The sequence below is a fragment of the Flavobacterium sp. 123 genome (assembly GCF_003634825.1).
GTDB lineage: Bacteria > Bacteroidota > Bacteroidia > Flavobacteriales > Flavobacteriaceae > Flavobacterium.
Genome location: NZ_RBXD01000001.1, coordinates 1,136,959 through 1,161,357, shown reverse-complemented (window position 1 = coordinate 1,161,357; position 24,399 = coordinate 1,136,959). Strand labels below are relative to the sequence as shown.

22 protein-coding genes are annotated in these 24,399 nt (G+C 32.0%); 13 read left to right on the top strand and 9 right to left on the bottom strand.

Going from position 1 to position 24,399, the window contains the following annotated elements; genetic code table 11:
* The first annotated feature begins 15 nt into the window (after positions 1–15).
* The 4 genes from pgi (at position 16) to C8C88_RS05205 (ending at position 5,892) form a co-directional block, all read left to right on the top strand.
* Positions 16–1,659, top strand: coding sequence for a glucose-6-phosphate isomerase (gene pgi / locus C8C88_RS05220; RefSeq protein ID WP_121337098.1), 1,644 nt, complete (start codon positions 16–18; stop codon positions 1,657–1,659).
* A gap of 370 nt (positions 1,660–2,029) precedes the next feature.
* On the top strand, positions 2,030–4,807 hold the full coding sequence (locus tag C8C88_RS05215; RefSeq protein ID WP_121337097.1) for a TonB-dependent receptor: 2,778 nt from the start codon (positions 2,030–2,032) through the stop codon (positions 4,805–4,807).
* Between the two features lie 101 nt (positions 4,808–4,908).
* Positions 4,909–5,331, top strand: coding sequence for a hypothetical protein (locus tag C8C88_RS05210; RefSeq protein WP_121337096.1), 423 nt, complete (start codon positions 4,909–4,911; stop codon positions 5,329–5,331).
* Positions 5,332–5,409: 78 nt separating this feature from the next.
* On the top strand, positions 5,410–5,892 hold the full coding sequence (locus C8C88_RS05205; protein WP_121337095.1) for a septal ring lytic transglycosylase RlpA family protein: 483 nt from the start codon (positions 5,410–5,412) through the stop codon (positions 5,890–5,892).
* Position 5,893: 1 nt separating this feature from the next.
* Here the strand turns inward: C8C88_RS05205 and C8C88_RS05200 are convergent, their stop codons facing one another.
* The gene (locus C8C88_RS05200) at positions 5,894–6,361 is read right to left on the bottom strand and encodes a CYTH domain-containing protein (protein ID WP_121337094.1); all 468 of its coding nucleotides are present in this window, start codon (positions 6,359–6,361) and stop codon (positions 5,894–5,896) included.
* Between the two features lie 69 nt (positions 6,362–6,430).
* Between C8C88_RS05200 and dinB the strand changes: the two genes are divergently transcribed.
* Positions 6,431–7,513 (top strand): DNA polymerase IV, encoded by a 1,083-nt coding sequence (gene dinB, locus C8C88_RS05195; protein WP_121337093.1) that lies wholly within the window; start codon positions 6,431–6,433, stop codon positions 7,511–7,513.
* 72 nt (positions 7,514–7,585) lie between these two features.
* Here the strand turns inward: dinB and C8C88_RS05190 are convergent, their stop codons facing one another.
* The 6 genes from C8C88_RS05190 to C8C88_RS05165 form a co-directional block, all read right to left on the bottom strand.
* Positions 7,586–8,347 carry a Bax inhibitor-1/YccA family protein gene (locus C8C88_RS05190; RefSeq protein ID WP_121337092.1) on the bottom strand — a complete coding sequence of 254 codons (762 nt, stop codon included), beginning with the start codon at positions 8,345–8,347 and terminating at the stop codon, positions 7,586–7,588.
* A 139-nt stretch (positions 8,348–8,486) separates the two neighbouring features.
* On the bottom strand, positions 8,487–9,917 hold the full coding sequence (gene pyk / locus C8C88_RS05185; RefSeq protein WP_121337091.1) for a pyruvate kinase: 1,431 nt from the start codon (positions 9,915–9,917) through the stop codon (positions 8,487–8,489).
* Between the two features lie 5 nt (positions 9,918–9,922).
* Positions 9,923–10,408 (bottom strand): IPExxxVDY family protein, encoded by a 486-nt coding sequence (locus C8C88_RS05180; protein ID WP_121337090.1) that lies wholly within the window; start codon positions 10,406–10,408, stop codon positions 9,923–9,925.
* A 113-nt stretch (positions 10,409–10,521) separates the two neighbouring features.
* Positions 10,522–11,262, bottom strand: a complete 741-nt coding sequence (gene rnc, locus C8C88_RS05175; protein ID WP_121337089.1) for a ribonuclease III — start codon at positions 11,260–11,262, stop codon at positions 10,522–10,524.
* A 7-nt stretch (positions 11,263–11,269) separates the two neighbouring features.
* Entirely contained in the window at positions 11,270–12,523 is a 1,254-nt protein-coding gene (gene fabF / locus C8C88_RS05170; protein ID WP_121337088.1) for a beta-ketoacyl-ACP synthase II, read from the bottom strand.
* A gap of 182 nt (positions 12,524–12,705) precedes the next feature.
* Positions 12,706–12,942 (bottom strand): acyl carrier protein, encoded by a 237-nt coding sequence (locus C8C88_RS05165; RefSeq protein ID WP_007137004.1) that lies wholly within the window; start codon positions 12,940–12,942, stop codon positions 12,706–12,708.
* Between the two features lie 175 nt (positions 12,943–13,117).
* Between C8C88_RS05165 and purN the strand changes: the two genes are divergently transcribed.
* From purN to C8C88_RS05145, 4 genes are all read left to right on the top strand, one after another.
* Entirely contained in the window at positions 13,118–13,687 is a 570-nt protein-coding gene (gene purN / locus C8C88_RS05160; RefSeq protein ID WP_121337087.1) for a phosphoribosylglycinamide formyltransferase, read from the top strand.
* A gap of 11 nt (positions 13,688–13,698) precedes the next feature.
* Positions 13,699–14,178 (top strand): ribonuclease HI, encoded by a 480-nt coding sequence (gene rnhA / locus C8C88_RS05155; protein WP_121337086.1) that lies wholly within the window; start codon positions 13,699–13,701, stop codon positions 14,176–14,178.
* Positions 14,179–14,283: 105 nt separating this feature from the next.
* A complete protein-coding gene (locus tag C8C88_RS05150) occupies positions 14,284–15,207 on the top strand; it encodes a PfkB family carbohydrate kinase (RefSeq protein WP_121337085.1) in 924 nt (307 codons plus the stop codon).
* Positions 15,208–15,332: 125 nt separating this feature from the next.
* Positions 15,333–17,231, top strand: coding sequence for an amidophosphoribosyltransferase (locus C8C88_RS05145; protein ID WP_121337084.1), 1,899 nt, complete (start codon positions 15,333–15,335; stop codon positions 17,229–17,231).
* A 241-nt stretch (positions 17,232–17,472) separates the two neighbouring features.
* Here C8C88_RS05145 and C8C88_RS05140 read toward each other — a convergent pair whose 3' ends face one another.
* Entirely contained in the window at positions 17,473–18,081 is a 609-nt protein-coding gene (locus tag C8C88_RS05140) for a superoxide dismutase (protein WP_121337083.1), read from the bottom strand.
* A 128-nt stretch (positions 18,082–18,209) separates the two neighbouring features.
* Positions 18,210–18,893 (bottom strand): ComF family protein, encoded by a 684-nt coding sequence (locus tag C8C88_RS05135; RefSeq protein WP_121337082.1) that lies wholly within the window; start codon positions 18,891–18,893, stop codon positions 18,210–18,212.
* A 97-nt stretch (positions 18,894–18,990) separates the two neighbouring features.
* Between C8C88_RS05135 and C8C88_RS05130 the strand changes: the two genes are divergently transcribed.
* From C8C88_RS05130 to C8C88_RS05115, 4 genes are all read left to right on the top strand, one after another.
* Entirely contained in the window at positions 18,991–20,532 is a 1,542-nt protein-coding gene (locus C8C88_RS05130) for a glycine--tRNA ligase (protein ID WP_121337081.1), read from the top strand.
* A 435-nt stretch (positions 20,533–20,967) separates the two neighbouring features.
* The gene (locus C8C88_RS05125; protein ID WP_121337080.1) at positions 20,968–21,780 is read left to right on the top strand and encodes a LytTR family DNA-binding domain-containing protein; all 813 of its coding nucleotides are present in this window, start codon (positions 20,968–20,970) and stop codon (positions 21,778–21,780) included.
* Between the two features lie 177 nt (positions 21,781–21,957).
* Complete coding sequence (locus C8C88_RS05120; RefSeq protein WP_121337079.1) at positions 21,958–22,239, top strand: 3-oxoacyl-ACP reductase; 282 nt, start codon at positions 21,958–21,960, stop codon at positions 22,237–22,239.
* A gap of 112 nt (positions 22,240–22,351) precedes the next feature.
* Positions 22,352–24,397, top strand: a complete 2,046-nt coding sequence (locus tag C8C88_RS05115; protein ID WP_233549312.1) for a tetratricopeptide repeat-containing sensor histidine kinase — start codon at positions 22,352–22,354, stop codon at positions 24,395–24,397.
* Positions 24,398–24,399: the final 2 nt, after the last annotated feature.

Here is a 24,399-nt window from a genome sequence, read left to right as displayed (position 1 = left end):
ACAATCCAATTATAGATGGCTTTAAATACAATAAACCCAACTGGTACGGAAGCATGGAATAAGCTTCAAAAACATTACCAAGAAATACAAGCAGCATCAATGCACGATATGTTTCAATCGGATGCTTCAAGAGTAGAAAAATTCAATTTAAAATGGAATGATTTCTTAGTTGATTTCTCTAAAAATAGAATCAATCAGGAAACCCTAACATTGTTACTCGAATTAGCCAATCAAGTTGGACTTAAAAGCGCTATACAAGAGTATTTTGATGGAGGAATTATCAACCAAACTGAAAATAGAGCAGTACTTCATACCGCATTAAGAACAAAAGAATCTTCTGTTATAAATGTTGAAGGAATAAATGTAGTTCCTGAAATTCATGAAGTAAAAAATAAAATCAAAGCATTTACAAATGAAATTACATCTGGTTTAAGAACTGGTTATACAGGAAAAACATTTACAGATGTTGTCAATATTGGTATTGGCGGTTCAGATTTAGGACCTGTAATGGCAGTTGAGGCCTTACAGTTTTATAAAAATCATTTAAATGTTCATTTTGTATCGAATGTTGATGGAGATCATGTAAATGAAATTATTAAAAAATTAAATCCAGAAACAACCCTTTTTGTTATTGTTTCTAAAACATTTACAACTCAAGAAACACTAACAAATTCTGAGACTATTAGAGAATGGTTTTTGAAATCAGCGACACAATCAGATGTAGCAAAACATTTTGTGGCAGTTTCTACAAATCTTCAAAAAGTAACGGAATTTGGAATTAATCCTGACAACGTATTTCCTATGTGGGATTGGGTTGGAGGACGATTCTCATTGTGGAGTGCAGTTGGACTTTCAATAAGTTTAGCAGTTGGTTTTGATAATTTCGATGCATTATTAAGCGGTGCAAATGAAATGGATGAGCATTTTAAAACAGCTGATTTTGATCAAAACATTCCAGTAATTCTTGCTTTATTAAGCGTTTGGTACAACAATTTTTTTGGTGCAGAAAGTGAAGCGTTAATTCCATACACTCAGTATTTACAAAAATTAGCTCCGTATCTGCAACAAGGTACAATGGAAAGTAATGGTAAAAGTGTGGGTCGTGACGGGAAACCAGTTGACTATCAAACAGGGACTATTATTTGGGGTGAGCCTGGAACAAATGCGCAACACGCCTTTTTTCAGTTAATTCACCAAGGAACTAAAATTATTCCTACTGACTTTATTGGATTTGTAAAACCATTATATGGAGATGACAATCATCATGATAAATTGATGTCTAATTTCTTTGCGCAAACAGAGGCTTTGATGCACGGAAAAACAGGAGCGCAAGTACAAGCCGAATTTGATAAACAAGGTTTGCCAAAAGATAAAGCTGCTGCTCTGTTGCCTTTCAAAGTTTTTGAAGGAAACAAACCTACCAACACTATTTTAATCCAAAAATTGACTCCAAAATCATTAGGATCTTTGATTTCAATGTACGAACACAAGATTTTTGTACAAGGAATTATTTGGAATATTTTTAGTTTTGACCAGTGGGGAGTTGAATTAGGAAAGCAATTAGCAAATTCTATTTTAGAAGAAATAAACACTAAAACAATTAAAAACCACGATAGTTCTACCTCATTTTTGTTAAATCATTTTTTGACAAATAAATAGAATTTAATACTATCTCTTCCTAATTTAATTCACAACCTCTGGAAAGAAATTAATGATAAGGTAACGTACATTAATAATATAAAAAAGCTCTGATTTGTATAAATCAGAGCTTTTTTTATTTACAGTTAACTTTTAAAAAATGTAATACATTTCTGCATTCCATTTTTATTAATAGTCATGTTAATTTATTTTTACAGAATGAATAATTAAAAACACATCAAATTATATATTATATTTTTTTTAACAAAATAATTGCATAAAACATAATTCTGTAAAAAAACGAATCTAAAATGTACTTTTCTTAACATTACGTTAACTTTTTAACACAAAAATGTTATAATTTTACCAAATATTATTTAACTAAACAACAATGAAGACAATGAAAAATTGGTTACTCACTGGATTAATGTTTTTGATAGTTTCATCAGTATTTTCTCAAGGAAAAATTACTGGAACTATTACTGATGGGCAAATGACTTTGCCTGGAACAAATATTGCTGTTAAAGGTTCAACAACTGGAGTTTCTTCAGATTTTGACGGTAAATTTTCTATTAATACTTCGGTTGTATCTGGAGAATTAGTTATCTCTTTTATAGGTTTTGATACAAAAACAGTTAAATTCTCAGTTTCAAATGGAGCTACTGTTAATTTAGGAACAATTGTTTTAAATGAAAATTCTAATCAATTAAATGAAATTATAGTAACATCTGGTGTTGCGGATATCGCTAAGGACAGAAAAACACCTGTAGCTGTGTCAACTATTAAAGCAGCAGAAATTCAAGAAAAATTAGGAACTCAAGAATTTCCTGAAATTTTAAGAAATACACCTTCTGTATATGTTACAAAATCTGGTGGAGGTTTTGGAGATTCAAGAATTAACATTCGTGGATTTGATCAAAAAAACATTGCTGTTATGATAAATGGGGTTCCTGTAAATGACATGGAAAACAGTGCTGTTTACTGGAGTAACTGGGCTGGATTATCTGATGTTACTTCAGCGATGCAAGTTCAAAGAGGTCTTGGTTCTTCTAAATTAGCAATTGCTTCTGTAGGAGGAACAATAAATGTGTTGACAAAATCGTCTGACATGAAAGAAGGAGGAGCAGTATCTTCTGGTTTTGGTAATGCTAATTATTTGAAAGTGCAAGCTTCTTATAATACGGGGCTTTTGAAAAACGGTCTTTCAGCATCAGTCTTATTGAGTTCAACTACTGGAGATGGTTATGTTGACGGAACAAATTTTGAAGGTAAAAATTATTTTATAGCTTTAGGTTACAAAGCAAATGATAAACATGATCTTCAATTTACTTTTACAGGTGCGCCACAATGGCACAATCAAAGATCTACTAATATTACTCTTGATACTTATCTTAAATATGGTTCTAATGGTGAGCCAAATACAAGATATAACTCTGATTGGGGTTATTTGAATGGAGAGCAATTTAACATGAAAAGAAACTTTTACCACAAACCAGTTGCTTCTTTAAACTGGGATTGGAAGATCAACGAAACGACTAAACTTTCAACTGTAGTTTACGGTTCTTGGGGTCGTGGAGGTGGTTCTACAGGAACTGGAGGTATTAGAAGTTTAAACTATTTAAACAGTGCTTTTAGAACTGCAACTGGATTAGTTGATTTTGATAAAATACAAGCCTATAATTCAGGGCAAACAGTTATGATTAATGGCGTTGCTAGAACTAGAACTACTACAGGTGTAACAGGACAATATCAAAATACGTCAAGTGCAGGAACTTCTTCTACAACGACTACTGGTATTTCAAGAATTTCTTCTTTCAACTCTCATGACTGGTATGGAGGAATTGTTAGTTTGAATAAAAAATTAACTCAAACTCTAACATTAGATTTTGGTATTGATGCAAGAACTTACAAAGGAATTCACTATCAAGATGTGAATACTTTATTGGGAGGAGATGCATTTCTTGATAACACAAATGTTAACTCGCCGAACAGAGTTCTTACAGAAACATATTCAGTAAGTCCTTCTTTAAATCCTTTTGCAAGTTCAGCGGTTAAAGAAAAAATAGGATATGATTATGACGGTGGAGTAAACTGGTACGGTGCTTTTACGCAATTAGAATATTCTAAAGATAATTTAACGGCCTTTGTTCAAGGAGCTGTTTCGCAACAAGGATTTAAGAAAACCGATCGTTTTACTTATTTAAGTTCAAACCCACTTTCAGACACTAGTTTCAAAAACATTATTGGTGGAAATGTAAAAGGAGGTGCTAACTACAACATCAACGAAAATCACAATGTTTTTGTAAATGCTGGATATTATTCTAAACAACCATTCTTTACTGCTGTTTATCCAAATAATAAATCATTAGTAAATGGAAATTTAGTAAATGAAAAAATCCTTGGATTTGAAGCTGGTTACGGATTTAGATCTGCAATATTTAATGCTAACTTAAATATTTACAACACACAATGGAAAGATAGATACCAAAGATCAAATGATACTGACGCTCTTAATCCAGGTGGATATTATGATTATTCTGGGATTACTGAGGTTCACTCAGGAGTAGAGCTTGAAGCAACAGCTAAAGCAACAGATAAGTTAAAAATAAACGCAATGTTCTCTATTGGAGATTGGAGATATAAAGGGAATAGTATTAGTAATAGATACGATGTTTCAAATAATCCAGTTTCTGGAGGAACATCTACAACTTTATATTTAGATAAAGTAAAAGTAGGAGATGCAGCTCAATTGACAGCTTCTTTGGGAGCTTCTTATGAAGTTTTTACGAGAGTTATTTTGGATGCAAACTACAACTATAATGATAAATTATATGCGTCTATTTCGCCTGCGAATTTTTCTTCTTCAACAAATAAAGGGTCTTTAGAATTGCCATCATACGGTTTAATGGATGCTGGTTTTTCATATAAAATGCTTGTTGGTAGAGATAAAGCAAACTCAGTGGTTTTCAGATTAAATGTAAACAACGTTTTAGATGAAACGTATATTGCTGAATCAAAAACTAATATATTTGCTTCTGATTTTGTTTCTGGAAGTTCAGGACCTACTTACGAATCAGCTGGTAAAACATACAATGGAGTTGCTAAAGCAAACAGTGTTTTCTTTGGTTTCGGAAGAACTTGGAACTTTAGCTTACGTTATAACTTCTAAGTTAAAATTATAATATTACTAAAACGGCATTCATATTTGATTGAATGCCGTTTTTTTTATCCTGTTTTTTTATTATATTTGAATTTCAAAAAACAAATTATATGTACGAATTTATTCAAAAATTTCATTCTGGTTGGGCATATTTAGCTCTTTTATTATTAGTGATTGCAGTAGTTAATTCATTTATTGGAAAAAATTCCAAAAAAGAGTTTACACCAAAAGATAGAAAAATAGCATTGTTTGGATTAATAGGAACACACACACAATTATTAGTAGGTCTTATTTTATACTTTGTATCACAATTAGGGTTTGCATCTTTAGGACAAATGAAAGATGCTTCCTTACGATTAACTTCATTAGAGCATCCGTTAATAAACATAATAGCAATTGTATTTATTACAATAGGATGGTCTAAACATAAAAAAGCAGATTCAAGCGAATCTAAATTTAAAAGCATAGCCGTATTTTATGGTATAGGATTGTTACTCATCCTGAGTAGACTTCCCTGGTCATTATGGTTCTAAAAACAGAAAGTCCTGAAAAGGACTTTTTTTATCTAGGTATGGTTTTTGTAAAATAGATTTGAACTTAAAAAAGTATTCATGAAAAAAGTAGTAACATGGTTTTTTTTGGTAGCTGTTTTTGGCTTAGTAAGTAGTCAAATTACAACTGCTAACAAGCAAAAAATAGCCGTAGAAAAAGATACTGTAAAAAAGAATAAACCTGTTGTTGAGCAAAAAGAATTGCAAATCGATACTACAGAAGTTGTGTCTGGGACTTTTAAAAAGTATAAAAAAAATGCTCATGCATCTTATTATGCAAACAAATTTAATGGAAAAAGAACCACTAGTGGAAAAAGATTTGACAATAATAAATATACTGCAGCCCACAAAAAATTACCTTTCGGAACAAAAGTAAAAGTTACAAATGAAGCTAATGGAAAGTCCGTAATCGTTGAGGTTATTGATAGAGGACCTTTTGTAAGATCAAGAGAAATTGACCTTACTAAGCGTGCTTTTATGGAAATTGCTCAAAACAAAGGCAGTGGGCAAATGATGGTAACTATAGAGGTGCTAGAAAAATAATTTACCAATTTTTAAACGGATGATTGCTTAAATAAGAATTGTAATACCGTTTATCATTAGTTACTTCCTCACCAAGCCAATTAGGTCTTTCAAACACTTCGTTTTCCGAATTAAGTTCTATTTCGGCAATGATTAAACCTTCGTTTTCGCCATGGAATTCATCGACTTCAAAAGTATGATTTCCTATTTTAACGTTAAAACGGATTTTATCTATAATACCTTTTTCACATAGCTTTAATAAATTTTCAGCTTCATCTATGGGAATTTCTTTTTCCCATTCAAAACGAGACATTCCTGAATCACTTGAAATCCCTTTTACAGTTATAAAACCTTTATCACCTTTTATTCGTACTCTCACCGTACGTTCTGGCACAGAACTCAAATAGCCTTGTGCAATCTTGTTTTGACTAAAAGCGTCAGTTTTAAAAGCGTTTGATGTAACCAAAAACTTTCTTTCTATTTCTATCATTTCAATGCTTTAATTAGATGTTTTAAAGGTATAAATTCTAATCTAATTGTTTTTATTTAAATTTGTGTCATGTCCGAAATAAATCCAAATAGAAAAATAATTCACATTGACATGGATGCTTTCTATGCTTCGGTTGAACAAATGGATAATCCCGAATTAAAGGGCAAGCCAATTGCTGTGGGAGGTTCTGAAAACCGTGGAGTTGTTGCGGCCGCTAGTTATGAAGCTAGAAAATTTGGTGTTCGAAGTGCAATTAGCGGAGTTATGGCAAAAAAAAATTGCCCTGAGCTTATTTTTGTTAGACCAAGATTTGAACGATACAGAGAAATATCGGCAAAAATTCAAAAAATATTTCATGAATATACAGATCTAGTAGAACCATTATCTCTGGATGAGGCTTACTTAGATGTTACAAATAATAAAAAAGGGAATCCTAGTGCAACCTTATTGGCGCAAGAAATAAGATTGCGTATTTTTAATGAAGTTGGATTAACTGCTTCTGCTGGAATATCTGTTAACAAATTTGTTGCTAAAATTGCTAGTGATTTTAATAAACCTAATGGTCAGAAAACGGTAAATCCAGATGAGGTTATCTCTTTTTTGGAAGAATTACCTATTCGGAAGTTTTATGGAGTTGGGAAAGTAACTACTGAAAAAATGTACCAATTAGGAATTTTTACCGGATTGGAATTAAAAAGTAAATCAGTAGAATTTTTGGAAAAACATTTTGGAAAATCAGGTAATTTCTATTATAATGTAGTGCGTGGAATTCATAACGGAGAAGTAAAATCCGAAAGAACCGCAAAGTCAGTTGCAGCAGAACATACATTTGAAAGCAATCTTACTTCTGAAATTTTTATGATTGAGCAATTAGAAAAAATTGCAAACACATTAGAGAGAAGATTAAAAAAACATTCCATTGCGGGAAAAACAATTACATTGAAAATTAAATACAGTGATTTTTCGCAACAAACCAGAAGTAAGACATTGCCTTATTTTATCTCAGATAAAGGACTGATTTTAGAATCGGTAAAAGAATTATTATATCAAGAAAGAATGAAGGATTCCGTCCGATTACTAGGAATATCTTTAAGTAATTTAAATACAGAAGAAAAGAAAACGGTTGTGGTTCAACTTAAATTTGCCTTTTAATTTTAGAAATAAAAGGTGAAAATGTAGTATAAAAAGAAACCCTTTCTGACATAGAAAGGGTTTCTTTTTTAATTAGTCTCTGCTAGATAATTTAGAAAGTAATCGTAGGAATTCGACATACAGCCAGACTAAAGTTATCATTAATCCCATTGCGCCATACCATTCCATATATTTTGGCATTTTTTGTTCGGCTCCTTTTTCTATTCTGTCAAAATCTAAAAACAAATTTAAAGCAGCAATTACGATTACAAATACGCTAATTCCTATACTCATTAAAGAACTTCCATAATGTACGGGCACAAAGCTTGTAAACATTGAAAACAGCCATGATATTAAATAATAGGTTGCAATTGCTAATGTTGCAGCTAAGACAACAGATTTGAATTGTTCCGTCACTTTTACAATTCTATATTTATAAAGTCCTAAACAAACCGCAAAAGTTACAAAAGTTGCTCCTACAGCCTGTGTTACAATTCCTGGATATTTAGCTTCGAAAATAGCAGAAACGCCACCAATAAATAAACCTTCAAATAGCGCGTATCCAGGGGCTAAATAAGGCGAATATTGTGGTTTGAATGCAGATATTAAAACTAAAACAAGTCCAACTATTGCTCCGCCAATTGCAGGAACTATTGGGTTCATACCATTAAAAGTTATCCACCAGATTATAGAAGCTGATGCTGTAAGTAGTAAAAATAAGATTAAGCTCTTGTTTATAGTTCCAGCCAGCGTCATTTCTTGATTGAAATCAATTATGGTTGCCTGATGTACTACGTCTTTTTTTGAAGAAAAAGTTTTATTATTTAAAAACGGATTGTTTGAATTGAAAGCCATAAGTATGATTTTTTGTTGTTCAAATATAAATTTTATTTTTTAGAAGGATGTTTAAAGAATCTTAAAATTTTTATAAACTAAAAAATCCGCCTCATTTAATTTATGAGACGGATTTTAGATTATTTCAGATAGTTTTTGACTATTCTATTTCAGAAACTCTTAAGGTGTTTACCATTCCTTTATCAGTAATTGGCATTGCTGCTAAGTTGATAAGGAAATCTCCTTTTTTCACGTATCCTTTTTGTCTAGCAATTTCATTCACATCTGTAACGGTATCATCAGTACTTACTGATTTTTCGTAGTAGTATGATTTTACACCCCATAATAAATTAAGTTGTGTAAGGATTCTTTTGTTAGATGTAAATACTAAAATATGTGCTGATGGTCTCCAAGCCGAAATTTGGAAAGCAGTATAACCACTATTAGTTAAAGTACAAATAGCTTTAGCTTTAATTACATTAGCCATTGTTGCAGCATGATGACAAATTGTTTTAGTGATAAAACGATTCGTTCTAACTTGTGGTGTATTTTGAGGTACTTGAATAAGTGGAGAATCTTCAACTGCTTCAAGAATTTGAGTCATTTTTTGGATTACTTGAACGGGATAGTTACCTGTTGCAGTTTCTCCAGAAAGCATTACTGCATCTGCACCGTCCATAACTGAGTTTGCAACGTCATTAACTTCCGCACGTGTTGGTGTCAAGCTAGTAATCATTGTTTCCATCATTTGAGTAGCAACAATTACTGGAATTCTAGCTGTTTTTGCTCTTCTGATTAATTCTTTTTGAACTAAGGGCACTTCGTGAGCAGGAAGTTCAACTCCTAAATCTCCACGAGCAACCATTAAAGCATCACAATAAGCAACAATTTTATCAATGTTCTCTAATGCTTCTGGCATTTCGATTTTAGCAACGATTGGAATTTTATATTCTGAATGTTCCGCTATTAATTCTTGTAAGTCTTGAAGGTCTCTAGGTGTTTTTACAAAAGATAAAGCAATCCAGTCTACTTGTTGTCCAATAGCAAAAATTGCATCAGCAATATCCTTTTCTGTCATTGCAGGAAGTGATATTTTAGTATTTGGAAGGTTAACCCCTTTTTTAGATTTCAATTCACCGCCTTGAATTACTCTTGCTACTACTTCTGTTTTCTTGTCAGTAGAAACTATTTCGAAAATAAGTTTTCCGTCATCTAATAAAATTCTTTCTCCTGGATTTACATCATTTGGAAAGTTTTGGTATTTCATGAAAACTTTTTCAGCAGTTCCAAGGACATCTTCAGCAGTTGTAAACGTAATTAAATCGCCATCATTTACAACAACACCGTCTTGCATAACTCCTACACGAAGTTTAGGACCTTGTAAATCGCCTAATATTGCAGTAGTGTAACCAAACTCTTCGTTAAGACTTCGTATAATGTTTATTCTTTCTTTTACATCAGCATAATCAGCATGTGAAAAATTTATTCTAAACACATTTACTCCTGCGTCAATCATATCTTTGATGATCTCTCTAGAACTACATGCAGGCCCAAGTGTGGCTACAATTTTGGTTTTCTTGTTTGTAAGCATTTGTATTAAAAAATTAAATTGTTTTTAGATTTTATTTTATTTGTATCAACACTGTAAGCTGTTGATATACCATCTATGGTATTTAATATTGTTATTATATTTAAGACTGTACTGGTCTCGTCGTCTTCTATTTTTAAAAAATAATCCGCCTTTTTAAATTCGGGAAGCAAATAAACTTTCGTTGAAACTTCCAGTGCTATATTTGAAAATAAATTTTGGCTTACTTCTTTTTTGTGTTGAATAACTTCATTTTTATTTTGAATCAAATCCCAAGAAAGCGTTTTTTCTGTATCGTAATAATAATATCTTGAAAATTTTGTTTCTCCTTCTTTTATACTGATTTGAATTTCATTCTTGCTTTTACTTAAATTTATTGGAAGCTTTTGATTGATGAAAAATGCCAGTCTATAGTCTTCCAATGAAGTATGAATAGCAATAAGATAATAATCTATTTCGTCAAATTCGCCAAGATCCAATTTATGAATAGCCATTTCATGAAAAAATAAGGTGTAAATATAGTATTTCTATTTAAGCATCAATATCCTTATCGGCTATGTTTTTGTTAAATTATGAACGAAAACGTTATAGTTTTAGGAATTCGATGTTATTTCTTATCCATTTTTTCTTGAAATGCAAAATAGGCACGTTGCGATGCCTTCTCTTCAGCCTTCTTTTTTGACGTTGCTCGTGCTTTTGCAATCACTTTTTCGTCAATACTTAATTTTACGCCAAACAGTCTTTGTCCATCAATTGCATTGTCCTCAAATATGTCATAATGAAATTGCCTTTTTTCTTTTTGGCACCATTCTATGACTAAACTTTTATAACTAATTACTTTTCCTTCTAATCTTGCAATGTCTACATAAGGGATTATTACCCTTTTTTGAATAAATTTTTCGCAAAATTCATAACCTCTATCCAAATAAATGGCACCTACTAATGATTCAAAAATATTTCCGTGTATGTTTTCTCCAAAATGTTGAACCGGTACTTTGCTTTCTATGAATTGTACCAAATTTAAATCTTTCCCTAATTCATTAAGGTGCTCTCTACTGACAATTTTTGAACGCATTTTGGTCAGATAACCTTCGTCTCCAGCCGGTGCTTTGCTAAATAAATGAGCTGCAATCACAGAACTAAGCATGGCGTCACCAAGGAACTCGAGCCGTTCGTAATTGATAGGATTTCCATTTTCATCAAGGCGATTTGAAGAGCGATGTGTAAATGCTTTTTTGTAAAAGTCAATAGTTTTAGGGGAGAAACCAAGAATTCGTTCAATAGCATCAAAAAAAATCCCGTCTTCAAGAGAACGGGATTTCGAAAATATTTTTTTGATTAAACGCATGGATATTTTATAGGTCTAATTTTTTCACCAATACACAAGCATTGTGACCACCAAATCCAAAAGTATTACTCATTAAAACTTTCACGTCTCTTTTTTGAGCAGTATTGAAAGTAAAGTTTAATCTTGGATCTATGTTTTCATCATCTGTAAAATGATTTATTGTAGGAGGAATAATTCCGTATTTCAAAGAAAGGATAGATGAAATAGTTTCAACAGCACCGGCAGCACCAAGTAAATGGCCTGTCATTGACTTTGTTGAATTCAAGTTCATTGTATAAGCATGTTCTCCAAATACATGTTGAATAGCTTTAGATTCTGCTAAATCTCCAAGAGGAGTTGAAGTTCCGTGCATATTTACACCATCAACATCTGTTGGTTTTAATCCAGCATCTCTTAAGCAGTTTAGCATTACATTTTTTGCACCTAATCCTTCAGGATGTGGAGCGGTTATATGATAGGCATCAGCAGACATTCCGCCACCACCAACTTCACAATAAATTTTTGCGCCACGAGCAACAGCATGTTCGTATTCTTCAAGGATTAACGCTCCTGCTCCTTCTCCAAGTACAAACCCATCTCTGTCTTTGTCCATTGGTCTTGAAGCTGTTTTTGGATCATCATTTCTAGTTGATAAAGCATGCATAGCATTAAATCCACCCATTCCGGCAATAGTTACAGCAGCTTCTGAACCACCTGTTACCATAACATCGGCATGACCTAATCGGATATAATTGAATGCGTCTATAATAGCATTAGTTGATGAAGCACAAGCTGAAACAGTTCCGAAGTTAGGACCTCTAAAGCCATATTTTATCGAAATATGTCCGCAAGCAATATCACCAATCATTTTTGGGATAAAGAAAGGATTGAATTTTGGCGTTCCGTCTCCAGCAGCAAAATTAAGAACTTCAATTTGGAAAGTTTCTAATCCGCCAATACCAGATCCCCAAATTACACCAGCACGATCTTTATCTAATTTGTCCAAATCAAAATTAGCATCTTTCATTGCTTCTTCTGATGAAACCATAGCATATTGTGCGTAACGGTCCATTTTTCTTGCTTCTTTTCTGTCAATAAATTCTTCGACATTAAAGTTTTTCAATTCGCAAGCAAACTGAGTTTTGAATTTTGAAGCATCGAAATAAGTTATCGGTGCGGCTCCACTAACTCCGTTAATTAGACCATTCCAAAATTCTTGGATGTTATTTCCAATAGGAGTAAGCGCACCTAAACCTGTTACAACAACTCGTCTTAATTCCATAACTTATGTGTTTTGTTATCTTTAAACAAATAAAACCCACGCTTTCTTTATTGTATTATTCTTACAAAAGAGCCATGGGCATTACATTATAAATATTTTTTTGATTGAAATTCAATCAGCAATTCAATTTTTTTAAAAAATAATAACACCCGAATGCAATAGTGCAGTCGGGTGTAAATGTATTATTTTTTAGCTTCCTCGATGTAAGAGATTGCTTGACCTACAGTAGCAATGTTTTCTGCTTGATCGTCTGGAATTTGAATGTCAAATTCTTTTTCGAATTCCATGATAAGCTCTACAGTGTCTAATGAGTCAGCTCCTAAATCATTAGTGAAGCTTGCTTCTGTTACAACTTCGTTTTCGTCAACACCTAATTTGTCTACGATAATCGCTTTTACTCTTGATGCAATGTCTGACATAATCTTTAATTTTAGAATTTAATTTGTTGGCAAAAATAAAAAACTTTATTTTAAAACAACTATTTAGTTAATAAATGTGTGAACTAATTTATGAAATTTATTTTAACAAAGACTTCCGAATGTTATTTATTTTCATTTTTTATCCCTTTTTTTGCATAATAAAATAGGGTAGGTTATGAAAAAAATAGTCGTTTTTGCTTCAGGATCGGGTACTAATGCTGAAAATATTATAAAACACTTTGCTGCAACTAAAATGGCATCAGTAGTTAGTGTTTTTACAAATAATGCGAATGCTAAAGTGATTGATAGAGCTAAAAATCATCAAATTCCAACAGAAATTTTCTCTAAATCAGACCTTTTTGAAGGAAAAGTACTTCAAAAAATTAATGAAATAAAACCAGATTTGATTGTTTTAGCTGGGTTTTTATTAAAATTCCCTCAAGATATTATCGAAGCTTATCCAGATCAAATACTAAATATTCATCCAGCCTTATTGCCTTTATATGGAGGAAAAGGTATGTATGGCATGCATATTCATAGAGCAATAGTTGAAAATAAAGAAAAGGAAACGGGGATTACAATTCATTATGTTAATGAAAATTATGATGAAGGAAATATTATTTTTCAGAAAAAAGTAGCTTTAATAGATTCAGATACTCCAGAAGATGTAGCGGCTAAGATTCACGAATTAGAGCAAGAGAATTTCCCTTTGATTATTGAAAAATGGTTGACTAATAAACTTTAACCTATTTTATTTTGGAACACGACGTACATATTTACACTGATGGTGCAGCGAAGGGCAATCCAGGTCCTGGCGGATATGGTGTAGTTATGGAATGGGTAGGAAAACCCTATAAAAAAGAATTTTATGAGGGTTTCCGATATACAACTAATAATAGAATGGAATTATTAGCTGTAATTGTTGGTCTTGAAAAGCTTAAAAATTCCAATACAAAAGTTTTGGTAGTTTCAGATTCTAAATATGTGGTTGATTCTGTTTTAAAAAAATGGGTTTTTGGTTGGGAGAAAAAAGGTTATGTAGGCAAAAAAAATCCAGATTTGTGGAAACGCTTTCTTATTGTTTATAGAAAACACCAAGTTGATTTTAGATGGATTAAAGGACACAACAATCATCCTCAAAACGAAAGATGTGACGAATTAGCCGTAATGGCTTCGGTTCAAAAGCAACTTTCTATAGATTCTTTTTACGAAAAAGAAGAAAATAAATTATTCTAAATTGTTAATTTACAGCGTTATAAATTAAGAAAACTTTACACTTAATACTCTTTGCAATTTCGTAACTTATGAACTATCTTTGCGCCTTAATTCGAAATTCAAAAAATGAATAAATTATTGATTGTTGGAACCGTAGCTTTCGACGCAATTGAAACCCCTTTTGGGAAAACAGATAAAATTTTAGGTGGTGCAGGTACTTACATAGGTCTTTCAGCTTCTTTTTTTAATTTGAAATCTGCTATAGTTTCTGTAGTTGGCGATGATTTTCCTCAAGAATATTTAGATTTATTAACCTCTAGAAACATTGATATTTCAGGTCTTGAAGTAGTTAAAGGAGGTAAAACATTTTTTTGGAGCGGAAGATATCATAATGATTTGAATTCAAGAGATACATTAGCAACCGAGCTTAATGTTTTGGCTGATTTTCAACCAAAGGTACCTCAGGATTTTAAAAATGCTGATGTAGTAATGCTAGGAAATTTACATCCATTAGTACAAAGCAGTGTGATTGATCAAATGGAGTCTAAACCAAAATTAATTGTTTTAGATACGATGAACTTCTGGATGGATTGTGCTTTACCTGAATTACTTGACGTAATGAAGCGAGTAGATGTAATTACAATTAATGATGAAGAAGCAAGACAACTTTCGGGCGAATACTCATTGGTAAAAGCTGCTGCTAAAATTCATCAAATGGGACCTAAATATGTGGTTATCAAAAAAGGAGAACATGGAGCACTTTTGTTTCATGATAAAGAGGTGTTCTTTGCTCCAGCTTTGCCATTAGAAGATGTTTTTGATCCAACTGGTGCAGGAGATACTTTTGCAGGAGGATTTACAGGATATATTGCCCAAAGTGAAAATGTATCTTTTGATAATATGAAAAACGCAGTAATATATGGTTCTAATTTAGCTTCCTTTTGTGTGGAGAAATTTGGAACTGATAGAATGATTGATTTAGACAAAAGCGAAGTAGTGTCAAGATTGCAACAATTTAAATCTTTGACCCAATTTGATGTTGAATTATAATAAAGTAATGTCTCAATTTTTTGAGGCATTTTTTATTTAATGACACCCACAGATTCTGAATTTTAAAAATAGATTCTGAATTTGTTATAAAAAACACATAATACAACCTACAATACAAGAACACAATGAGCGATGCTTTACAACACGAATGTGGAATAGCCTTAGTCCGATTACTTAAACCACTTGAGTTTTACAAAGAAAAGTATGGAAGTGCTTTTTACGGGATACAAAAAATGTATCTCCTTATGGAAAAGCAACACAACCGAGGACAAGATGGAGCAGGTTTTGCAAGTATAAAATTAGATGTAGAACCAGGAGAGCGTTATATCAGTCGTGTGCGTTCTAATCATGCACAGCCTATACAAGATGTTTTTGCTCAAATTAATGAGAGAATCAATGAGGAAATGGCTGCAAATCCAGAGTATGCAGATGATGTTGCACTTCAAAAAGCAAACATACCTTATATAGGAGAGTTGTTTTTAGGACATGTTCGTTACGGAACTTTTGGAAAAAATAGTATTGAAAGTGTTCACCCGTTTTTGCGTCAAAATAACTGGATGCACAGGAATTTGATTTTGGCTGGAAACTTTAACATGACTAATGTAAAAGAGCTTTTTCAAAGTTTAGTTGAATTAGGACAGCATCCAAAAGAAATGGCGGATACAGTTACAGTTATGGAAAAAATTGGACATTTCCTTGATAATGCGGTAACCGACTTGTACCAAGAATGTAAAAATGCAGGTTTAAATAAAAGAGAAGCTTCACCAGTAATTGCTGAAAAATTAGATGTTGCAAGAATCTTGACAAGAGCCTCAAAAAACCTTGATGGAGGGTATGCTATGGCAGGACTTCTAGGGCATGGAGATGCTTTTGTATTTAGAGATCCAGCAGGAATACGTCCAGCATATTTTTATCAAGATGATGAAGTTGTAGTAGTAGCTTCTGAAAGACCAGTAATTCAAACCGTTTTTAATGTTCCATTTGAAAAAGTTCAAGAAATAGAACCAGGAAATGCTTTAATAATCAAGAAAAACGGAACAGTTTCGATGAAAGAAATTCTTCCACCAACGGTTAAAAAAGCATGTTCTTTTGAACGTATTTATTTTTCAAGAGGAAGTGATGCGGAGATTTATCAAGAAAGAAAAAATTTAGGGAAATTAATTTTACCTGCAGTTTTAGAATCTATAGATCAAGATACTGATAATACAGTGTTTTCTTATATACCAAATACGGCAGAAACATCTTTCTACGGATTAGTTGAAGCGGCTCAAGATTTCTTGAATCAAAGAAAAAACAACTATATACTTGAAAACAGAAATACCTTAACTAAAGAAACTTTACAAGAGTTGCTTAAGGTAAAAATACGAACAGAAAAAGTAGCTATAAAAGATGCTAAACTAAGAACCTTTATAACTGAGGATAGTAGTCGTGATGATTTAGTTGCTCACGTATATGATGTTACTTATGGAGTGATAAAACCAACCGATAATTTAGTTATTATTGATGATAGTATCGTGCGAGGAACTACCTTGAAAATGAGTATCATCAAAATGATGGATCGTTTGAAACCAAAACGAATTGTAATTGTTTCTTCGGCACCTCAAATTCGCTATCCTGATTGTTATGGTATTGACATGGCAAAATTAGAAGGATTGGTTGCGTTTAGAGCGGCATTAGAATTGTTAAAAGAAAGAAATCTATACCATATAGTTGACGAAGTATACGCAAAGTGTAAATCACAAGAAAACTTCAAAGATGATGAAGTTGTGAATTATGTTACGGCAATATACGAACCTTTTCAACCACAAGAGATTTCAAATAAAATTGCAGAAATGCTAAGTTCACCTGAAATTAATGCCGAGGTTAAAATAATTTTCCAAACAGTTGAAGATTTGCATATTGCCTGTCCAAAAAACTTAGGAGATTGGTACTTTACAGGAGATTATCCTACACCAGGAGGAAATCGTGTAGTGAATCGTGCATTTATGAATTTTTATGAAGGTAAAGACGCTAGAGCATACTAGTTAACAAATAACGCCATTAGTCGACAAAATAGGTTGTTTGTCTAAGAAATTTTTTTTATAACAAGGACTATTATACTTTTGGTCTACCATTAACATTAGTAGGTTAAGTTTATGGTAGATTTGGGGCAAAAAAGGTGGAAGAAATTCCATCTTTTTTATTGGAATAAACTGAAAAATTTGAATTTAAAACATAAAAAAAGAGCCCATTTATAAAATGGGCTCTTTTTTGTATAAAGAAAGATTATTTTTCTAAAACAAATCTTCTGTTAACTTCTGTCCAGTTGATTAAGTTGAAAAAAGCTTCGATATAATCAGGTCTTCTGTTTTGATAATGTAAGTAATAAGCGTGTTCCCAAACATCCATTCCTAAGATAGGAGTTCCTCCACAGCCTACACCTGGCATTAATGTATTGTCTTGATTTGGAGTTCCACATACGTCTAATTTACCACCTTTGTGAACACATAACCAAGCCCATCCTGAACCAAACTGAGTTGCTCCAGCTTTAGCAAATTTAGCTTTGAATTCTTCAAAAGAACCAAAAGCACTTTCAATAGCTGCTAATAAATCTCCTGTTGGTAGTCCACCACCATTTGGTGACATAACAGTCCAAAATAAGTTGTGATTGTAAAAACCTCCACCATTGTTTCTAACAGCAGCGTTTTTCATATCAAGATTGATTAAAATATTTTCAATAGTCTTTCCTTCCATATCTGTTCCTGCAATAGCAGCATTAAGATTGGTTGTGTAAGCATTGTGATGTTTTGTATGGTGGATTTCCATCGTTCTTGCATCAATATAAGGTTCTAATGCATCGTATGCATAAGGTAATTGTGGTAATTCAAAAGCCATGATATATCTTTTTAGTGATTTATAAAATTTATTCAAAATTAGACATTTAACTTTATAATAGGAAACACTATTTTGTTATAATTTCATTAAATGTGTAAATGGACCAAGTATTTTTTATAATAATGCATTTAGGATTGCGCCATTGCCATGCATGCAATACTGACTCTAGCCCCGGGAATTTTAAGTAAAGCTCTAGTGCAGACTTCTAATGTTGCTCCCGTTGTTATGACATCGTCAATTAAAAGGAAATGTTTATTATGGTCATTTTCTGTAAAAGAAACATCAAAAAGAGCGTCGATTCCTTCTGTCCTTCCCAAGAGATTTTTCTTAGACTGCGTTTTTGAATATACATTTCGTTGAAGGAGATTCGCTTGGTATGGAATTTTTAAATTTTCAGATAATGCAATCCCAAAATTTGTAACCTGATTGTATCCCCTTTCTTTCATTCTTTTTTTATGAAGAGGAACAGGAATAATAGCATCAACACTTTGTATTACAGCCGCATTTTTTAAATCTTCAGCATACCATTCTCCAATAATAGTTCCAATTTCTTGATGACCACGATATTTAAGGCTATGAATCATTTCTTGAACAATCCCTTTTTTGTGAAAATAAAGCAAGGCCGAAGCGTGTTCAATAGGAACTTTTCCATAAAACTTTTTGAAAGCTTCGTTCTCTTTGTTTAAATAATGATTAGTTAGAGGTATTTCATGTCTGCAAACAGTACAAATTACATTTTCATTAGATAATAGCATGGCTCTACAACCTGAACAAACAGGAGGAAAAAATAGATTTATAAAGCTTTTGAACATATAATCAAGGATTTATTTATAAAAATAAGGAAATGAATGCTTCAAACTTCAACTATTTTCTTTTTTTTAAGGACACTTTTTATATTTTTGCATCATTATGGCAAAACAAGAAGATTTATTTAAGAATGTAGTTTCGCATGCAAAAGAATACGGATTTATTTTTCCGTCAAGCGAAATATACGATGGTTTAAGTGCAGTTTATGATTATGCACAAAACGGTGTAGAATTAAAAAAGAACATACGCGAATATTGGTGGAAAGCAATGGTTCAAATGAACAATAACATTGTAGGTCTTGACGCGGCAATATTGATGCATCCAACTACTTGGAAAGCATCTGGTCACGTGGATGCTTTCAACGATCCATTAATTGATAACAAAGATTCGAAAAGAAGATATAGAGCTGATGTTTTGATTGAAGATTATGCCGAAAAGCTGAATCAAAAAGCAATCAAAGAAATCGAAAAAGCACGTGCTCGTTTTGGAGATGCTTTCAATGAGCAGGAATTTGTCACTACAAATGCCCGAGTGATGGAATATAAAGCTAAAGAAAGAGAAATTCTGGAAAGAATGGCACGTTCTTTAGGTAACGAAGATTTAGAAGATGTAAAAGCGTTAATTGAAGAATTAGAAATTGCTTGTCCAGAATCTGGATCTAGAAACTGGACCGAAGTGCGTCAATTCAATTTGATGTTTGGTACAAAATTAGGAGCATCTGCTGATACGGCAATGGATTTATATTTGCGTCCGGAAACGGCACAAGGGATTTTTGTAAATTTCTTGAATGTACAAAAATCAGGAAGAATGAAAATTCCTTTTGGAATTGCTCAAACCGGAAAAGCTTTTAGAAACGAAATCGTAGCGAGACAATTTATTTTCCGTATGCGTGAGTTTGAACAAATGGAAATGCAATTTTTTGTACGTCCAGGCGAAGAAATGCAATGGTATGAACATTGGAAAACAACTCGCTTGAAATGGCATTTGTCGCTAGGTTTAGGAAAAGAAAATTACCGTTTTCATGACCACGAAAAACTAGCTCATTATGCTAATGCAGCAGCTGATATTGAGTTTAATTTTCCTTTTGGCTTCAAAGAATTAGAAGGAATTCACTCTAGAACAGATTTTGACTTAAAGGCACACGAACAATATTCAGGTAGAAAATTACAGTATTTTGATGCCGAATTGAATCAGAATTATGTTCCTTATGTAGTAGAAACTTCAGTAGGATTAGACAGAATGTTTTTGGCGGTTTTTGCAACTTCATTAAAAGAAGAAACATTAGAAGATGGTTCAACAAGAACAGTTCTTAAATTACCAGCAGTTTTAGCACCTACAAAAGCTGCTATTTTGCCATTAGTTAAAAAAGATGGATTGCCAGAAATCGCGAATCAAATTATTGATGATTTGAGATGGGATTTCAATGTGGCTTATGATGAAAAAGACGCGGTAGGAAGACGTTACAGAAGACAAGATGCGTTAGGAACTCCTTTTTGTATTACGGTTGACCACCAAACTATAGAAGACCAAACGGTAACTATTCGTCATAGAGATACAATGAAACAAGATCGTGTAAAAATCACCGATTTGAAATCAATTATTGAAAACGAAGTTTCGATGAAAAATTGGTTGATGAAAATGTAATTATGTTTTCTAAAATAACAAAAAAAGCTTCTCATTTGAGAAGCTTTTTTTTGTTTAAAATAGGTTCAATATAACCTTTTTAGGGTTAGTTTTCTTGCTGTCTTGTTTTTAATTTTTTTTCTATTTGTGAGTTTATTTTTATTGTAAAAGCATGAAGGGATTCAGGTACTTACATGATTTTTTTGATGAGAAAACAGCATATTTGTATGTTTTTCAAGAGTGCTAATTGTGCATTTCGTCGGATTTATTTGTACTTCATCTTAATGTATTAACATTAGTTTGAAATGTGTTAACAACTCACATGAAAAAAATGTTAAATGTTTATTTTTAGCTTGTTGAGTATGTAGTTTTTCTAAAAAAGCACATAAAATTCCTCAATGAAAATTGCAAGTATAGCATTTTGCGATGTAATAAACCAAATAGGAAAAGCCGCGGATGAATTATTCGTACATTATTATTGACGACGATCAAGAAAGTGTTTTGAAAACAAAAGCAGTAGCTGATAGTTTTTCAGAGCTTACTTTTTTGGCAACAGCTCATAATTATGAAGAAGGCCTTAACCTTATATTGGAACATACCCCAAATTTAGTTTTCCTAGAAATTGATCCAGCGGATAAAAAAAGTAATTTATCGTTACTGCTTATCAATGAGCTATACCGCTATTTGAAAATAGTGCCTAGAATTATTGTTACTACTAGCAAAAAAGAATTAGCATTTGAGTCAATAGGATATGAAGTTGCAGATTATTTATTAAAGCCATTAAATCGAATTGATTTAGTCAAGTCAATTTTAAAGTTAAATAAATCCAATACAGAACCGGAAGCGCCAATTTCTAGAGTAGCTGTTGTTGATGAGAAGCCTATTTCCGTTGTGGAAGTAGAAACAAAAAGCGAAGAAAAACCTCTTATTCTCTGCATAAAATCATACGGTGACTATAGGTATATCGACGCTAAAGATGTTTGCTATTTTCAAGCCGATAATAATTCAACGGATATATACTTGAATAATGGCGAAATGATTACAGCTTTCAAAACATTGAAACATTTTGAGAGTATTCTTTCTGCTCCTTTTATTAGAATTCATAACAGCTATATAGTAAACCGCAATTATATTTCCAGAATACACACTGGAAATGCGGTATGTTACATTAAAAATACTACTGTCAAAATACCGTTTTCTAAATCGTATAAGTCAAATGTTGATCTTGTGATTTCAGAGTTTTCTAACGGAAATTACATAGAAATTTAAAAAAGGTCCATTCACCTGAATTTGACAGTCATTCACTATCAAACGGCATCATTCCACCATAAACGCCTTATTTTCTGATATAAATCTGGGAACACTATGTAGTTTTACAATGTGATTTGCTCGAAACAATTCACTTAAGTGTAAGATAGAAACATAAAAACATAAAACCCCAATATTATGAAAAAAGCAATTTTAACATTCGGATTATTTTCATTAATGATGATATTAACATCATTTACTGCCCCTGAAACAGTTACCGTAAGCTCTAATAATAACTCTTCAATTGACTTAGTAGGTGGAAGTAGCGTAGGAGGAAATAGAAAAGTTGATTTAGTAGGAGGAAGCAGTGTAGGAGGAAACAGAAAAGTTGATTTGGTGGGAGGAAGCAGTGTAGGAGGAAACAGAAAAGTTGATTTGGTAGGAGGAAGTAGTGTAGGAGGAAATAGAAAAGTTGACTAATTAATAATATATAATTCCTTTAAATAATAAGAAGGCTATCATTTTTTTGGTAGCCTTTTTTATATTAATAGTATTTTATTTTAGTATTTTTGATTAAAATAAAGAAATTCTATTGAAACATATACATATAATATCACTACTTCTCATATTACTTTTTTTTGGTTGTAATAAGGAAAAAGAAGGAATTTCATCTAATTCTTCTACAAAAGACAGTTTGTCTTTGTATTTTTCTTTAGCAAATGATATAAAATTACCTCTCATAAAAAAGCAACAATATAATCAAAAAGCTTTTGCTATTATAATTGAACAGCCAAATGATTCTTTAAATAGAGTGAATTTATTTAAAGTTGCAAATCGTTATTATAATATGAACGATTGGCAGGGTTTTAATAAAACTGTTGGAGTAGTTTTAGAGAAATCTAAAAGCAGTAATGACACTATAAATATGGCCAAAGCTTATATTTATTTAGGAGATTATTATGGTGCGCAAGGTGTTCCTGATAGTGCGTTTATGTATTATTTCAAGGCGGAAAAAATGTATCTTAAATTAGATGACACTTATAATTTGGCTAGAACCCGTTTAAGTAAGGCTAATTTACAATACAACGAAAGTGATCTTTTGGGTAGTGAAATAGCGGTTTTTAATGCTTTACGTGCTATAAAAGAAGAAAAAGCGAGTGATATAGTATATGATTCTTATAATCTTTTAGGGGCTATTTATAATGAACTGGATGAGTATGACAAGTCATTAGAATATCATACGAAAGCATTAGTTAGTATAGATGATAAAATGATTCCAATAGATTTTCAACCAAGAGCTACTTCTTTGAATAATATTGGATATGTTTATCAAAATTTAAATAAACAAAAAGAAGCTATACCTTATTTTCAAAAAGGATTGGCGCAAAAAGATTTAATAAATTATAAGCCCTCTTTATATGCCATTTTATTGGATAATTTAGCATACTCCAAATTTAAAATTAACGACTCTAAAGGACTTCCAGAACTTTTTTATAAATCTTTAAAGTTGAGAGATAGTTTGCAATTGACAGCAGGGATTATTTTAAATAAAATTCATCTTTCAGAATATTTTGCATCAAAAAAAGATACTGTCAAAGCAATTCAATATTCAAAAGAAGCTCTTGAAGATGCCCGTGTTTCTAAAAACTATAGAAATGTTTTAGGGCCACTTAAACAATTAGCTGTTGTAGAACCCAAAAATGCTTCTTTATATACTAAAGAATATATTCATATAAACGACAGTCTCCAGAAGGCTGAGCGTAAAATGGGAGATAAATTTACTCGTATAGAATATGAAACAGATGAGATAAAAGGAGAGAATACGGATCTAGTAACTCAAAATAGAAATCTCCTTTATTTCTTTAGTATACTTACAATTCTTGGGATGCTGTTATTTGTTATCAAAACACAAAAAGCTAAACATAGAGAGCTTATGTTTAAACAACAACAACAAAAAGCGAATGAGGATATCTATAACTTAATGATTTCTCAACAAAATACTATTGAAATTAATAGAATAAAAGAGAAAAAACGAGTGGCTCGGGAGTTACACGATGGTGTGCTAGGAAGGATGTTTGGGGTGCGAATGAACTTGGATGGATTGAATACAATCAACAATGATTCGGCAATTGATCAAAGAAACAGCTACTTGTCAGAATTAAAAAATATCGAACAAGATATTCGTGAAATTTCACACGATTTGAATAGAGAAAAGTCAGAATTAATTAATAACTTCGTGGCTATAGTGAACGATTTATTTGAGGAACAAAAAAAGACTTATAAATCAGTATTAGCTGTAACTGTTGATTCGACTATAAAATGGGAATTAGTAAGTAACTCCATTAAAATTAACTTATATCGAATAATACAAGAAGCATTACAGAACATAAATAAGTATGCTAACGCAAATAACATTAAAGTTGAGCTGAAAAAAGAAGAAGATAATCTAATTTTGATAGTAAGTGATGACGGTGTTGGTTTTAATGTAAAGACTGCAAAAAAAGGAATTGGATTGCAAAATATACTCTTTAGAGCAAACGAATGTGAAGGAATCGTTGACATACAATCAAAAAAAAATAATGGAACAATAATTACATTAACAGTTCCAATTGAAGAAAAAAATAAATCCACAACTTAGAA

What these genes read in the sequence shown, in the direction of transcription:
- C8C88_RS05145 (WP_121337084.1), top strand. Translation starts at nt 15,333, where the DNA reads ATGAGCGATGCTTTACAACACGAATGTGGAATAGCCTTAGTCCGATTA.
- rnc (WP_121337089.1), bottom strand. Translation starts at nt 11,262, where the DNA reads ATGCGTTTAATCAAAAAAATATTTTCGAAATCCCGTTCTCTTGAAGAC.
- C8C88_RS05200 (WP_121337094.1), bottom strand. Translation starts at nt 6,361, where the DNA reads ATGATAGAAATAGAAAGAAAGTTTTTGGTTACATCAAACGCTTTTAAA.
- C8C88_RS05205 (WP_121337095.1), top strand. Translation starts at nt 5,410, where the DNA reads ATGAAAAAAGTAGTAACATGGTTTTTTTTGGTAGCTGTTTTTGGCTTA.
- C8C88_RS05180 (WP_121337090.1), bottom strand. Translation starts at nt 10,408, where the DNA reads ATGGCTATTCATAAATTGGATCTTGGCGAATTTGACGAAATAGATTAT.
- C8C88_RS05215 (WP_121337097.1), top strand. Translation starts at nt 2,030, where the DNA reads ATGAAGACAATGAAAAATTGGTTACTCACTGGATTAATGTTTTTGATA.
- pgi (WP_121337098.1), top strand. Translation starts at nt 16, where the DNA reads ATGGCTTTAAATACAATAAACCCAACTGGTACGGAAGCATGGAATAAG.
- C8C88_RS05120 (WP_121337079.1), top strand. Translation starts at nt 21,958, where the DNA reads ATGAAAAAAGCAATTTTAACATTCGGATTATTTTCATTAATGATGATA.
- C8C88_RS05150 (WP_121337085.1), top strand. Translation starts at nt 14,284, where the DNA reads ATGAATAAATTATTGATTGTTGGAACCGTAGCTTTCGACGCAATTGAA.
- C8C88_RS05210 (WP_121337096.1), top strand. Translation starts at nt 4,909, where the DNA reads ATGTACGAATTTATTCAAAAATTTCATTCTGGTTGGGCATATTTAGCT.
- dinB (WP_121337093.1), top strand. Translation starts at nt 6,431, where the DNA reads ATGTCCGAAATAAATCCAAATAGAAAAATAATTCACATTGACATGGAT.
- purN (WP_121337087.1), top strand. Translation starts at nt 13,118, where the DNA reads ATGAAAAAAATAGTCGTTTTTGCTTCAGGATCGGGTACTAATGCTGAA.
- fabF (WP_121337088.1), bottom strand. Translation starts at nt 12,523, where the DNA reads ATGGAATTAAGACGAGTTGTTGTAACAGGTTTAGGTGCGCTTACTCCT.
- C8C88_RS05165 (WP_007137004.1), bottom strand. Translation starts at nt 12,942, where the DNA reads ATGTCAGACATTGCATCAAGAGTAAAAGCGATTATCGTAGACAAATTA.
- C8C88_RS05135 (WP_121337082.1), bottom strand. Translation starts at nt 18,893, where the DNA reads ATGTTCAAAAGCTTTATAAATCTATTTTTTCCTCCTGTTTGTTCAGGT.
- C8C88_RS05140 (WP_121337083.1), bottom strand. Translation starts at nt 18,081, where the DNA reads ATGGCTTTTGAATTACCACAATTACCTTATGCATACGATGCATTAGAA.
- C8C88_RS05190 (WP_121337092.1), bottom strand. Translation starts at nt 8,347, where the DNA reads ATGGCTTTCAATTCAAACAATCCGTTTTTAAATAATAAAACTTTTTCT.
- C8C88_RS05125 (WP_121337080.1), top strand. Translation starts at nt 20,968, where the DNA reads ATGAATTATTCGTACATTATTATTGACGACGATCAAGAAAGTGTTTTG.
- C8C88_RS05130 (WP_121337081.1), top strand. Translation starts at nt 18,991, where the DNA reads ATGGCAAAACAAGAAGATTTATTTAAGAATGTAGTTTCGCATGCAAAA.
- pyk (WP_121337091.1), bottom strand. Translation starts at nt 9,917, where the DNA reads ATGCTTACAAACAAGAAAACCAAAATTGTAGCCACACTTGGGCCTGCA.